The 13,776-nt window shown below is 50.3% G+C and carries 11 protein-coding genes and 1 pseudogene; 7 read left to right on the forward strand and 5 right to left on the reverse strand.

Features of this window, described 5'->3' with window-relative positions; genetic code table 11:
• The first annotated feature begins 161 nt into the window (after positions 1 to 161).
• Positions 162 to 532 (forward strand): annotated as a pseudogene (locus tag CRN80_RS14710) (CopG family transcriptional regulator).
• Positions 533 to 1,050: 518 nt separating this feature from the next.
• Here CRN80_RS14710 and CRN80_RS14715 read toward each other — a convergent pair.
• The 3 genes from CRN80_RS14715 to CRN80_RS30645 are packed head-to-tail and all read right to left on the reverse strand — an operon-like array spanning position 1,051 to position 6,062.
• On the reverse strand, positions 1,051 to 2,268 hold the full coding sequence (locus CRN80_RS14715; RefSeq protein ID WP_098950438.1) for a hypothetical protein: 1,218 nt from the start codon (positions 2,266 to 2,268) through the stop codon (positions 1,051 to 1,053).
• On the reverse strand, positions 2,258 to 2,734 hold the full coding sequence (locus CRN80_RS14720) for a response regulator (protein WP_098950439.1): 477 nt from the start codon (positions 2,732 to 2,734) through the stop codon (positions 2,258 to 2,260). The genes CRN80_RS14715 and CRN80_RS14720 overlap by 11 nt, the downstream gene beginning before the upstream one ends.
• Positions 2,727 to 6,062: a hypothetical protein gene (locus CRN80_RS30645; protein ID WP_138183523.1), complete on the reverse strand. Its 3,336-nt coding sequence runs from the start codon at positions 6,060 to 6,062 to the stop codon at positions 2,727 to 2,729. Before CRN80_RS30645 ends, CRN80_RS14720 begins: the two co-directional genes overlap by 8 nt.
• 148 nt (positions 6,063 to 6,210) lie before the next feature.
• Here CRN80_RS30645 and CRN80_RS14735 point away from each other — a divergent pair, with 148 nt between their 5' ends.
• The 4 genes from CRN80_RS14735 to CRN80_RS14750 all read left to right on the forward strand — a co-directional run bounded on the left by CRN80_RS14735 (position 6,211) and on the right by CRN80_RS14750 (position 10,598).
• Positions 6,211 to 6,672 (forward strand): hypothetical protein, encoded by a 462-nt coding sequence (locus tag CRN80_RS14735; RefSeq protein ID WP_098950442.1) that lies wholly within the window; start codon positions 6,211 to 6,213, stop codon positions 6,670 to 6,672.
• A gap of 525 nt (positions 6,673 to 7,197) precedes the next feature.
• Positions 7,198 to 8,652 (forward strand): TrkH family potassium uptake protein, encoded by a 1,455-nt coding sequence (locus CRN80_RS14740; protein ID WP_098950443.1) that lies wholly within the window; start codon positions 7,198 to 7,200, stop codon positions 8,650 to 8,652.
• Between the two features lie 115 nt (positions 8,653 to 8,767).
• Positions 8,768 to 9,541 (forward strand): SDR family oxidoreductase, encoded by a 774-nt coding sequence (locus CRN80_RS14745; RefSeq protein WP_098950444.1) that lies wholly within the window; start codon positions 8,768 to 8,770, stop codon positions 9,539 to 9,541.
• 151 nt (positions 9,542 to 9,692) lie between these two features.
• Complete coding sequence (locus CRN80_RS14750) at positions 9,693 to 10,598, forward strand: LysR family transcriptional regulator (protein WP_098950445.1); 906 nt, start codon at positions 9,693 to 9,695, stop codon at positions 10,596 to 10,598.
• A 208-nt stretch (positions 10,599 to 10,806) separates the two neighbouring features.
• Here CRN80_RS14750 and CRN80_RS14755 read toward each other — a convergent pair whose 3' ends face one another.
• On the reverse strand, positions 10,807 to 11,577 hold the full coding sequence (locus tag CRN80_RS14755) for an APH(3')-II family aminoglycoside O-phosphotransferase (RefSeq protein WP_098950446.1): 771 nt from the start codon (positions 11,575 to 11,577) through the stop codon (positions 10,807 to 10,809).
• Positions 11,578 to 11,592: 15 nt separating this feature from the next.
• On the opposite strand from CRN80_RS14755, the gene CRN80_RS14760 reads away from it, so the two are divergent.
• On the forward strand, positions 11,593 to 12,447 hold the full coding sequence (locus tag CRN80_RS14760; RefSeq protein WP_138183524.1) for a hypothetical protein: 855 nt from the start codon (positions 11,593 to 11,595) through the stop codon (positions 12,445 to 12,447).
• 47 nt (positions 12,448 to 12,494) lie between these two features.
• On the forward strand, positions 12,495 to 12,794 hold the full coding sequence (locus CRN80_RS14765; protein ID WP_098950448.1) for a hypothetical protein: 300 nt from the start codon (positions 12,495 to 12,497) through the stop codon (positions 12,792 to 12,794).
• A gap of 39 nt (positions 12,795 to 12,833) precedes the next feature.
• Here CRN80_RS14765 and treR read toward each other — a convergent pair whose 3' ends face one another.
• Positions 12,834 to 13,538 carry a trehalose operon repressor gene (gene treR, locus CRN80_RS14770; RefSeq protein ID WP_098950449.1) on the reverse strand — a complete coding sequence of 235 codons (705 nt, stop codon included), beginning with the start codon at positions 13,536 to 13,538 and terminating at the stop codon, positions 12,834 to 12,836.
• Positions 13,539 to 13,776 lie beyond the last annotated feature (238 nt).

Below are 13,776 nucleotides of genomic sequence, written 5' to 3' on the forward strand. Positions count from 1 at the left end.
TCCGGCATTGTCCGGCACCCACTAGCAAAAAATGCCCTGAAGCCCGCGTAATTGCGGGCTTTTGGCTTTTTGGGGTTGACAAATTCTGGCCGCTTTGTGCATCGCCAAGCACCGTGTTTGTATGGCATGGTACGGGGCACTGACTGAGCCACATGCCACCCATGACAGGTGGCACCAAAGAAAAAACAACGGCTCGCCGACGCGGCAAGCCAATCGAGGTTTGGGTCACTGACGAGGAAAAGGCGGTGATCACGAATAAGGCCAAAGAAGCTGGCATGTCCCGATCTGGCTACCTTCGCGCCATAGGCATGAACACGCCCATTCGGTCGGTCGTTGACCTGATCGCCGTGGGTGATTTGGCCAAGGTGAGTGGCGACCTCGGGCGGGTTGCTGGTCTGTTAAAACTCTGGCTGCAGAGAAGCGTGGAGAAGGCGCGAACGTCATTGAAGTGGAAAGTGTGATGATGGAGTTTCGGAGGTTGCAGGTGGCCGTAGGAATGAAGATGGGAGCGATTGTCAAAGCTCACAGGTAAGTCTTAGCTCTGAACCGCTTTTGGATTGTGCAATCCACAAAGACTGATAGCCGGTTGGCTGCCCCTCGGACTGTTTTGAGAACGATGCCGTCGCTCAATTGCTCAACGTATGCTATTGGTTGGCTTGCGCTCGCAGGTCACTAGGCGATAGGGGAGGACCAGATGAAAGATCGACCGCACAGTGAAGCAATGTCCGAGCAGCTTCGTGCTGACCCAGCATATGCGGCTGAACTACTTGCCGACGTGTTACGCGAAGGCAGCCCAGCAGAACTGGCTATTTTGTTACAACAGCTAACCCTCGCGTTTGGAACGCACAAGTAGAACCAGCACGCCTAATGTCGGCGAATCGTTGCATCCAGTTTTCCCCCAGATCTGATTCTGTACTTGAGGATCTGCTCGCTTAGCCGCCGCATCGTGTGTGTGCTGACAGCAGTTGATAGGAGCGAAATTTTTAATGGACGATACTGCGGCATGAACTATGACTTTAGAAATCTCTCATCGGCGGACTTTGAGCTGATTTATTCCCGAAAGTAGTGGCGGATAAATTGCTCTACAGCGTTCGCAGAGATTGTCGCTGCGTATTGTTGATGCTGATCATCTTTTTTCTTGTCGCCATTATCGCAAACCGATTTCAATGAAATAAAGTCTGCACCTGTAAGAGTTGATGATACTGCGGCATAAACCCCATAAGTTTCCATGTCTAGGCCTGTAACATTACGATGTTGGATCGTACGTATCCGCTCTGATACTCGGACATCAGCGAGTACGGATGAGCCTGTAGCCATAGGTCCTAATACGAGCTTTGGAAGCTGCAATTTATGCTCTCTAGCATAGTCGGAAAAAGATTTCCAAAAGGGCTCGTCCCTCTTCAGCAGAAATAGTTTGTTTCTTAATTCATCATCGATGTTGATGTGGTGGGGGGAAGATTCAAATGCTTCTTCGCCATTCTTGTCTATATATTTACCGCTCTGCCAGTCCCAAGAAAGTTCTGCCGCAACCACATCTCCTATCCCGGCTTTACTTGCAATTCCGGCGCAGATACCAGCCATAATCACAATCTTCGGATTAAGAATCAATGATGCTTTAGTAGTCAATGTTGAAGCTGCAACGGCCCCCATTCTCGCGCAAAAAGCTGCCCCGATTTTTATAGTACTCCCAGCAACGCTCAGGGATGCATAGCGTATTAGGTGTGTACGATCCAGCGGTTCAAAGGGGCCCCAATCTAATTTAAGATTTTCAATGGCGCTGTACTCGGGATGAGGAAGTGCAGTTATTATAAAAACGTCGCAGGTGTTACGCTGCTCGCGTTGCGTTTTGTCGTTAAGAATCCAAACGGCTATACGGTGTAATGCATTGAGGCAGTCTTCATCGTTTTCCGAATAGGGGAGGATGCCCCAAGGCCGACAGCTGAAAAAATCATAAGCTGCATCGGTCAGGTCCGTAGCAGCACTTATAGGTAAAGAATAAAGCGGTCTTTTTTCCGCTGGTATAATGTCGTCAATGCTGTTGAAAAAATCTATACAATTTCTTTCGTCCTTTTCACTACCTAATTCGCCAGGCACGACCACGTCGGCTATTAACAAGTCATAGCGTGGGCGATCTTCAATTAGCTCTAGTGCTTGGCTCGTGCAGATAGCAACGTCCAGACGCCCAAATAGACCTTTATCTTTGAGCAGGGCAAGGAGTTTCCCTTTTTTTGCCGGGTCGTCTTCTAGCAAAAGTATGTCAAGAGGCATTTTTTTTCTCTAAAATTGATCTAAGATTAGATTCGATGCGAAGCTCCCAGTCAGAGAATGCTGAATCAAAATATACGGTATCTAAAAAGGTGTTAGGGAAGTCCTTTTTCAGCTGTTTTGATAGCTCTGTTAGCCCCAAGCTTTTCGATCCCTCGCTGAATACTGGATACGATGTCACTACTAGAGTAGGAATCTCCATTTCATAGCGTTCAAGGGTTTCGAAGACCTCAATGCCTCCAAAAGGTCTAGGAGTACCACCACGTTCTCTCGATTCGATGTCATACGTAGGTAAAGACATATCAGCAATTATGAAATCGGGTACATATTCTTCTAGTGCATCTATCGCAGATCTAACCGAATATGCTTTGCAAAGTGTCACATATGGAATTACTCGCTCCACGACACCCTGTATGCTAGTAAGTTTTGATTCGCTATCCTCTACAATCAAAATCTTGAAATTAGGCATTATATTCTACCTCGATAATTTTCGAAGCTTCACGGGATGGAGGATCTTCGGCCCGAGATGGTGGACTACCTAAGTATAGAAGCTGAAACTCCAAGCGAAATAAATCTTTTCCCTCGAAGCCAAAAGATATGTTGGTGTCTTTGTACTGCATTACTATCGTCGCAAGCTTACTAATCCCAGAGTCTCGGTTTTGCTTAGCTCTTTCGCCGTAAGCGCGCTTTTTAATATCTTGCCTTAGTGAGTTTAGTTTAGTCTCTTTTTCTGGTGTGATTGTGTTTTCGGCAATGTCATTAGTAATGGTAAAGTGAAGAAGTGAGGTTGCAGCATCAAGGTCGACTTTTATTGATACTTGGTTTCTGGTTTTTACGCCTGAGTGCTCGTATATATTAACTAACGCCAGGTAGAGTGCGTCTTGTATAATAGAGAATCCATGAAGATCTAAAAATAGGTCCTCTGGTACGCTTGCTTCAATTTCTGGATTGAATTTCGTATGTTGACCACTGACAAAGGCTACTGCTACGTCCACTATGTATTTTAGTGTGTAACTTTCATCTAGTTCTATGTTGGGGACTCTGATCCAGCTTGCAATAACTGAGGCCCTGCGATGTAACTCCTCCGACTGGTGGACAATACTGGATAATAGTTCTACATCGTCAATGCCATTGCTTCGGAGCTCATTGGTTAGTTTTGAAAAGGCAGATTGAAGATTTTTTTTGATTTCATGATCGATGGCGGGACGGGCTATCTCGCATCTCCCGGTTATATCATACCAAAACATTCCGATGCATTCTTTAAGGAACTGGTCGGCAGAGTTGCATGCTTGTGCAACAGCGCGGAGTAGCATTAAAAATGAGGTGGGAATAACTAAATCAAATACCCCGCGAGGCTTGTTTTTAGATTTTACATAAAAATACTCATCGCGCAGTACGCCAATTATCGAGTCGATCGATTCCGAAAAACGCGAAAAAGCTGCTTTCAGGATCTTTCTTCTTTTAGGATCAAGCTTTGCCGCTAACGCGTCCAGTCTAGCAGAAAGCTGATAGTCTGCTCCTGGTTTTGGTCTTTGGCATATTAATTCCACAGGCTCAAGTACACCGCGTAGTTCACTTGCAATTGTACCGTGCCTTATGCGCCTTCCAATTAATATATCTAATCCGGAAACTGGATCCCACAGGAATTTCTCTCTTATAGAGCCTACTAGTTCCCCTAAAAGATCATCCGCCTCGTTTTTTGGAACTTGAAAATTCTTAGCAGATGGCGAACGAAAACTTTTTATCACCTCTTGAAGGTCTTCGGATTCACCGACCCCGCTCTCAACTAATTTTTTATAGCGTTGAAAGTCTGCGGAGACTTCAGCGCTAAGCGCATTCATAATTGACTGCTCGTCTACATACACCTTGCTGTCATCAAGGACTTCTAATCCATCATCGACATGAAGACTATCTTCGATATGAATAGCTTCTTGGATGTATAGCTCTTCCATTGGCGGCTTCAGCTTTGCCAATGCTTTGAGTAGATCGCTCCTAGTCTGTCTTGACTTCTTAGAACTCGTCATGCCAGGTAATAGTTCAATTGTTACCAGATTGCAGGTGTTTGCACACAAATGAGCAATTAGTTCGATAGAGTGATCAGATTCCAGCAGGCGTTGTGGTAGATCAACGATTGATTTACAGCTATAAACTTTCATCAAATCTTCAATTGCATATCTTTTGTAAGTTCTATATGTGCGCTCGTCTACGATTTTTAACAAGTGATCGAGTGTAATCGCAACGTGTAGGAGTTCGCCACTCCTTCTAACGGTTGACCATTTATAGCCGTAATACATATCCACTATTGGGAGCGCGGCAATTATCTTGGCGTTATATATACCCGACTTGGCGCAAATTTCAACGGCTGTAGCATGATCTCCACTAGTAAAGTAGCGGTTGCTTGCTATAACGCCGACACAATCCTGTGTAAGACGATTATGAATTCTTGAGATTTCAGGTTTGATATTTGTGTACAGTGCATCATAAATTTGTTGGAGTTCCGCTCCCAGTTTATCGTGATCCTGCATCAAGTACTTGGCTTCGTTCTGAAGTGCGAACGACATTGTGGAGGGAGGCGAGGATATAGGTGAGATACAGCTTTCAAATATTTTTGGCAGTGTCGGGAGCGACACCAAGTCTCCTACTTCGATACATTCAGATATCCAACTGAAATTCAGACAGAATTTTGCTAGTTCCTCGGCGTGTAGATCACTGTTCTGCGATGATATTTGTGATGCTAGTCCGCGTGCAAATATCTCATCAAATAAAGAAAGAGGTTTTGCTGGCTCGGAACCAAAAGAAATTTGTATTGCGGATTTTGCGTAGCTAGCAGTTTTAGCGTTGTAGCTAATGGTTTCTGAGGTGCTGTCGCCTATAGGTAGAAGGTTAAGTCTGCTCAATATTGGACTTAGCACATCTATTGCTCTGCTGGCCCTGCTGCGTACTGCTACCGTATAATTGTTCTGATTGCACAGTATTTTTTTACATGCTTTGATAAGCGTAAATAAGAGATCAATAGGAGTGGTAAATTGCTCAGCGGCAAGAATAAGTCTCAAGTCTTGGTCAGATGATCCCAGATTTCCGTGCAGTCTATACTTGGAATACACTCTCATTGCTTCGCTCAGGTCTGCATCATCAACTCTTCTAGTTGTGTTGGATCGATAGCGAGCTGAGTTTTGAGCGGGTTCATTTCGCACACCAAAAAAATACAGATAAAATCTAGTCAAACCATACGCTGATACTGAGAGCTCCGCGCTTCGAGTTTTCATAGGCTCTAGGCCATCTGTCTTTTGGAGCAAAGCAAGGCTTGTCTCCAGCGACCAGTAAGACACTCCTTCCACGCTCTCAAAGTCTTTCAGGTAGGTAGCAGCAGTTCCCCAGTCTGAGTCCCGTATTGCAGATGAAATTTTACAGGCTACATCAGCGAATGCTTCTAATTTTCCCGAAAAACGTGCTGTTTTAGACAGCGCAGTGTCTATTTCTGAAGCAAGATCGAGGGAGTCGATCTCAGCAGGGAATATACCTATTGAACTAAGCTCGACTCCGAGAGACGATTGAACTGCTCCCGTGGCGCCCAATTGTAGAGCCAGCCATTCAAAAAACTCGTTGAGCAACGTTTGACTGAGTTTAGCTTTGGCCATTGATATTGCTTTGTTGATTTGCTTTTGACAATACTGAGCCTGTTTTCCTGCATCACGCGCTCGTTCTGGTGTGCTTGGTTCTTTGAGCTTTGCGAGAGCTCCTCGAACAAGATTTTGGACATCAACTAAGTTTATGTTTGTCGTTTTTCTCATTTTCATGCTGTGGTCCTTTTTGGCACAAAAGCGGATTTTCTTGTCATAATGCCAAAATGATATTACTATTGCAAACTGTTTTTGATTTGCTTCTGGGTATCAAGTGTTGTGTGCTTGTACTTGAGTTAAAGTAATTTTAATTGTCGAGGTGGATATGGATGATGTTATAAAGTTTGAGCGTTCGATGGAACACGCTTGGAAGTACTTCGAACTGCATGCGCAACAGCGAATGACAGTGTTCAATTTCTTTTTAGCGATCTCTGGTCTTGTTGCTGCCGGAATAGGGGTTGGCTTGCAGCAGGGCGGAAAATTTTCAGCTCTGGTTTCACTTTTAGGTTGTTTCTTAAGTTTAGTGGCATTTATATTCTGGAAGCTCGACCAACGAGTGTCTTTTATAATAAAGCATGCGGAAGCGACGTTGTGCTATTTGGAGGGTGTCGGGCTTTCCTCAGAGGTATCTATATTCACTAAGGAAAGAAACAACGCTGCTGGTCTTGGAAGCGAATCGGCGTGGACTTACGGAAAGTGCTTCAGGCTATCCTTTTTAGCGGTGGGTTTGATTGGTGTTGCCTTTGTAGTAACTCCTTACTTTGTTAGCTTTGCTTGTAAACCTTAAAATAGTAATTGATCTATTTATGTTCTTGTCCACAGGCTAAGCTTGTAGCGAGCTGGTGGAGCGACTTTCTTGCGCCCGTGCGGATGAAGCATTGAGTCGAATACCGTACGGGCTTCGTTTCAGTTGGTCAGTCGCGGGCGCGTAGTTAGGGCTTTCGCTGGATGCTCTCACCCGCATAGCTGTGAAGTCTTAGTTATGGCATTCTTCATGGTATTCCGTGCAGTTATGAATTTTAGCTGCCTGTCATAGCGGCTTTTGCTGGTAGTTTATAATAGAGTGGGAATGATTGGACGTCCGGCATAGCCGGGCACGATCTAGCAAAAAATGCCCTGGAGCCCGCTTAATTGCGGGCTTTTAGCTTTTTGGGGTTGGCACCAGCCGCTTTGTGCATCGCCAGGTATGGGTGGCTACTCCTTCGACACACGTCGCCTGACTAATCGCGCGTAAAAATTTTACGGAGAATTTACGCAGCCTGTTTAGGGGGCATTCGATACTGCGCGGTGCTCATTTCGGAACGCTACTGTGATGTCACTCGCAGCAATTCGGCTTATCGGCTTCATCTTAGGTATTTTTTTGATCACGCTGGCCGTCAGCATGGCTATTCCCATGATTACGCTGGTGGTCTATGAGCGCAGCGACGATCTCTCGGCCTTCCTCTGGGCGAGTTTGATTACGCTTATTTGCGGTCTTCTGTTGATCGTGCGAGGGCGCCCCGATACTGGCCATCTTCGCCCAAGGGACATGTACTTGCTGACTACCGCAAGCTGGGTAGTTGTGTGCACGTTCGCCGCGTTACCCATGGTGTTCATCAGTCATATCAGCTACACCGACGCCTTCTTTGAAACAATGTCTGGCATCACAACCACTGGCTCGACCGTACTCAGCGGTCTGGATAGTGCATCTCCCGGATTGCTGATCTGGCGTTCCATGCTCCATTGGTTGGGCGGCATCGGTTTTATCGGCATGGCTGTGGCGATTCTTCCGCTTTTGCGCATCGGCGGGATGCGTCTGTTCCAGACAGAATCCTCCGATTGGTCTGAGAAAGTGACACCTCGCTCCCATGTGGCAGCCAAGTACATTCTTTTGCTCTATCTGGGGCTGACGGGCCTCGGAACCCTGTCGCTCTGGCTCGCTGGAATGACGCCATTTGAAGCGGTCAACCATGCGATGTCGCTGATCTCTACCGGAGGATTCTCAACGTCGGATGCCTCTCTTGGGCATTGGACGCAACCAGCGATTCACTGGGTGGCAGTAGCCATCATGGTTCTGGGCAGCCTGCCATTCACCTTGTACGTTGCAACATTGCGAGGTAATCGGCGTGCGTTGATCAGGGATCACCAGGTACGCGGATTTATTGGATTCTTGCTGGTCACATCGCTGCTTGTGGGTACCTGGCTGCACGTTCACAGCGATCATGGATGGTGGGATGCGTTTCGTATCGTGGCCGTCAATGTGACCTCGGTGGTCACGACCACCGGCGTTGCGGTGGGCGACTACACCTTGTGGGGCAGCTTCGCGGTCTTGCTGTTTTTCTATTTAACCTTTGTCGGAGGCTGTTCCGGCTCAACGGCAGGCGGTCTTAAAATCTTTCGATTTCAAGTGGCTGCCGCTTTACTGGTCAGCAGCTTGAAGCAGTTGATCCATCCTCGAGCCGTGATTCAGAAAAAATACAACGGCCATCCCATCGACGAGGAGATTGTGCGCTCGCTTTTGACCTTCTCGTTTTTCTTCACCATCACGATTGCCGTTATCGCTTTGGGCCTTGCTCTCATTGGGCTTGATTGGATAACCGCGTTGAGCGGCGCCGCCACGGCGGTGTGTAACGTCGGGCCAGGCCTGGGCACCATCATTGGGCCGGCCGGCAATTTCTCATCATTGCCGGATGCGGCCAAATGGTTGCTTACCGTCGGAATGCTTCTGGGAAGGTTGGAAATCCTGACGGTGCTGGTACTCGTAACTCCGGTTTTCAGAAGGTACTGAAATTCTGGATTAGGTTGTTTTTCTGGATTATTCATCCAGCCAGCGGTGGTTTATCGCGCTGGGTGAAGCCGCCTAAGCTGAACTCTCCATCGAATCGTGAAGAAGGAGATCCCCCATGACAGACCATTCCATCCGAGGCAAAGTCGTTCTAATCGCCGGCGGCGCCAAGAATCTTGGGGGGTTGATCGCGCGCGACCTGGCCGCTCAGGGCGCCAAGGCTGTCGCGATCCACTACAACAGCGCGGCTTCCAAGGTCGATGCCGATGCAACTGTCGCCGCAGTGCAAGCCAGCGGTGCGCAGGCTGTGGCGTTGCAGGGCGACCTGACAACGGCCGGCGCCGTCGAAAAGCTGTTCGCCGATGCTGTCGCTGCTGTCGGCAAGCCCGACATCGCCATCAATACCGTCGGTAAGGTGCTCAAGAAGCCAATGGCCGAAATCAGCGAGGCGGAGTACGACGAGATGACGGCAGTCAATTCGAAGACCGCTTTCTTTTTTCTCAAGGAAGCCGGCAAGCACCTCAACGACAACGGCAAGATCTGCACCGTAGTAACCTCGCTGCTGGGCGCTTATACGCCGTTCTATGCCGCCTATGCAGGCACAAAAGCGCCCGTGGAGCATTTCACTCGCGCCGCCTCCAAGGAGTTCGGTGAGCGCGGTATTTCGGTGACGGCGGTCGGCCCAGGCCCGATGGACACGCCATTTTTCTATCCGGCCGAGGGTGCCGATGCAGTGGCGTATCACAAGACGGCTGCGGCGCTTTCAACATCCAGCAAAACTGGCCTGACCGACATCCAGGATGTAGTGCCCTTTATTCGGCACTTGGTAAGCGACGGATGGTGGATTACTGGACAGACCATCCTCATTAATGGTGGGTACACCACCAAATAAGCAGCGGCGGCACCGTTTTGCCGATATAAGGAAAAATCACCAACGGACAGCACCCCGGTGGCGGGGTGCGAGTACGATGAATGCCGTGGTTTTGCTGGGTGAGGGGGTGTTGCGCCTCTTCAGTTAGAGCGGGCGCTATGGAAAGGGATGAATGGATAGGCTCGATCAGTACCGCATCTTTGTTCAGGTTGCCGAGATGGGCAGTTTCATCAACGCTGCCCATGCGCTGCAAGTGCCGCGGGCGTCGGTGTCGGCTGCTGTGCAGCAACTCGAATCGACCATGGGCACGCGCTTGCTGCACCGAACGACGCGACATGTGCGGCTGACCGCTGATGGTGTGCAATTGTTGGAACGGGTGCGTCTGTTCCTTTGCGACGCGGAAGACATTGATCAGTTATTTCATGCCAGCCAACGCAAGATTTCGGGGCGTCTGAATGTGGACGTGCCTAGCCGTATTGCTCGTCGGCTGATTGCCCCTGCGTTGCCAGGCTTTTTGCGCCGCTATCCTCGCCTCCAGTTGGCGTTGGGTTCGACCGATCGCGCGATTGATCTGGTGCAGGAGGGTGTTGACTGTGCCGTGCGGATTGGAGCGCTGCACGACAGCAGTCTGGTCGCGCTTCCCTTGGGTCATATCGCATTGATCAACTGCGCCAGCCCAGGCTACCTGCACGAGCATGGTGTGCCGGCCAAGCCGGATGATCTGCTGCAAGGACACTTTTGCGTGGGGTATGCCTCGCCTTCCACAGGGCGGGAGCTTCCCTGGGACTGCTATGTGTCGGGTGAGGAGCGGCAGCTTGTCGTACCCAGTCGGGTGATCGTCAACAACGCTGAAAGCTACATCGCCTGTTGCGTCTCGGGGGTGGGATTGATCCAGATTCCCAGATTTGACGTTCAGCACCTGCTCGACGCAGGCGAACTGGTTGAGGTTATGCCCGACTTTCGTGCCGCGCCGATGCAGGTATCGCTTGTCTATCCGAACCGCAGGCAACGTTCGCGTCGTCTTAACGCATTCCTCGAGTGGTTCCAGGCCTTGGTGCAACCTCACCTGGACCGCTGATTATTAGGGAAGTAGTGATCGAATCAAATCCGTATCGAACGGTGTTGTCCCTTGATCAGGCGCAAACACCGTCTGTGCCAGCTGGGGTAACAAAAGAGGGGGCCGCTTCGCGCCCCAGCGGGAGCAAGCTCCCTCGCCACAGGGTTACTTTGTGTCCTCAGGTGGCGGCATTACAGGCTTGAACAGGGAGACGGCGGTACGCTCAGCGTCAGAAAAATTCATCCAGCAGACAATAGAACTTCATACGCTGCTCATCGGGCTCAACGCCATAAACCTCGAAAAATGGCTTCACCCATTCCTGCCCCAGGTTGCTTTCAATACTTCGTGCTGCCAGGGCAAGGTCTTGGAACCGATCGCTGACCCCCAGGCGTCCACAGTCGATGAAGCCGCTGAAGCAACCCTCTGCCGCCATGAAGTTCGGCAGGCACGCGTCGCCATGGGTCACTACCAGGTCATGAGTCTTTGGCTGAGTCGCCACCAGTTCGGCAAACACATCCTCAGCGCTTTGCCCCAGTCGCTCGTCGTCGAAGTCTGTCTCGTCCACGAGGCCGGCAATGACGTGTTGCTGCGCGCGAGCAATGCGCAGCTCAAGGGAGTGATCGAAGGGGCAGAGGGCCACGGGTAACTGGTGTAAAGCACGTAGCGCGGTCGCCAGGATGTGAATGATTTGCCCGGCAGGAAGCTCGTTGGTGCTGGCCAGGTCTCGTCCCGGTACGGCGGTCATCAACAACCAATGGCGATGAAACTCCTTAACATCATCCAAAACCTCAGGCGCCGGTAGACCCATGTGCTGCAGCCATCTAAGCCGATCAATTTCGTCTGCCAACTCACCGAGTTCCTCGAGGGGCTCGGACTTCACGAACAGATCCGTGCCGCCGTCCTGGCGCAGGCGAAAGACGTCAGCGCGCGATTCACCAATGGCCTGTTGTTCAATCAGCGCATGGGGGAATTGTTCACGCCATTTTTGGGGAATATTCACGGTGCTTTCTTTCCAATGGAGACCCGTACAAACTCTACTTCAAGCCGGGAAGGGTTGGAGAATTTCCTGAGCTTGACCATAATCGAAATGAAGCAAAGCTACCTTATTGTTTCTGATCGAATTAACACGCTGATGCCATTGCTCACTGTGAGCGGTCGCGATCATGGAGGTCTGTTCATGAAGCTGGAAGAGCGTATGCAGAGTGCCATTGATGGCATGCTGGGAAACGTGATCCTGCGTATGGATATCGCAACGCTTGGTGGGCATTCACAGGTTTCTGTCGCGTTGGATGAGCTAATGCGCAAAGGCGTGATCGTCCGCATGGGCATTGGCATCTACGCCAAAGCTTCTCGTCACCCTGTTACAGGCGTTGTGACTCCCGTCGCTGACCTTGAAACGCTCGCCGTTGAGGTATTGCAACGGCTGGGCGTGAGTGCTTCGGTGCAGGTCGCCAAATCCGGCGCCGGGCATTTGGTCGCGTCAAAGGATGCACGGATTTGCATAAAGGGTAGCCGCCGAATTCGACGCAAGTTATCGCTTGGTGGACGGTCAGTGGTTTATGTCAATGAACTCGCCTCTCCCCGTAAACCGAAAAGTTCGGTCCGGCGTCATCCGAAAACGGGTGCCTTGATCATTCCTAAGTCTGGCCTACGGCGTTACGTGATGGATCTGGCGGACGCATGCCAGGTCGCTTACATTCGGACTTACGCAGATGAGTGGGCAGAAAATGTTTCTCGGTTGGCGGGAGACGATGTTCAGACTGACGTCATAGAGAACTTGGTCATCGCACTTAAGAAAGAGAAAAAAGTCACCGGTCTGGAGGCGGTTCACCTGCTTACCAACTATTTAAGGGAAAAGCAGCGTGTTTGACCCATTCAAGGACTTTGACGCGAAGGGCTATCTTAGAAACGTTGTGGGTGAAAAAGACCTCAATATCGTCAAGCAACTCGATCAATTGGGGCCGCACGGATAAGTCGGCCTATCTGTCTGCCTTGAGTCAAGAAATCGAGACGCCTGATAAGGGCATTCTGGATGCGTATTTAAAAGACTTTATTGAGCCGCCCGTTGGGCCCGACGCATGGGAGGCCGCTATTCACTCCGTCCGGGGCCTGAATGGCTTGGTGACTACGGATACGATCGAGGGGCGTTCGGACGATCCTGCGATCTCCCGCAAATATCAAGAGTTTGATCAGCGGCGGGGTTACACCATCGATTAAGGGGGGACGGGTACGAAGCCCCAATCCTTTGGGTAGATATCACCGCCGCGCCACATCCGAAAAGTAAAACTTATCCAACGTATGCCGCGACTCGGTGTACTCGAACTGCCTTCCATCCTGCAAAAACGTCTGGTTGCTCACCACAATCACATGGCTTTGCCCATCCAAATCCAGATGCGCCTGGTCGTCCTTGCTGCGCGGCAAGGCTTCGATGGTGCGTTGCGCGTAGCTGATCTGCAACTGCAGCGTTTGCTCGATAAACGCGTAGATCGACTGCTCGGCGATGTTGCGGTCCAGGCCGGGAATCAGGTCGCTGATGAAGTGGTTGATGTCCAGGATCACCCGTTTTCCACCGATGCGGCGTACCCGCTTGATGCGCGTAATCAGGGTGCCGGGCTCGGCCTCGATGTGTTGCAGCAGTGAGCCTTCTAACGGGATCTGGGTGAATTCGACTACGTCGGTGCGTACGTCATCGCCGAGGTCGGCGTGGGTCTCGTGGAAGCTGACGATGCCGCCCAGTTGGAACTCAATCGGGTTGGGCGACAACACAAAGGTGCCCTTGCCGTGGATTTTTTGTGCAAAGCCACGTTCCTGCAACTGTTCGATGGCGCGCCGCACGGTGCCACGGCTGGCCTGGTAGGCGTCCATCAGTTCGGTTTCGGAGGGAAGGCGCGTACCGCGTTGCAGGCGTTCGGTGGTGATGCTGGCAAGCAGATCCGTATAGATCTGGTTGTATTTGCTCATGGGATGGCTCTTGCCCGGCGTTATGAAGGTGGACGGCGCGTTCAAGGCAGGAACCATAGTGGCAGAGGTGGGGTTTGTCCATTGGACAGCGGTGCGAGCTTGGGAAAAATCTGACAGAAAGCTCGCAGGCATAAACAAAAGTGTAACTCGTACAGACGAGTTGTTGATTTAACTCGTACAGACGAGTACTTTTCCCTTCTCGGCGTGCTGCCAACGACTGCCACCCATAAAAACAATC

The organism is Pseudomonas sp. FDAARGOS_380 (genome assembly GCF_002591235.1).
GTDB lineage: Bacteria > Pseudomonadota > Gammaproteobacteria > Pseudomonadales > Pseudomonadaceae > Aquipseudomonas > Aquipseudomonas salmasensis.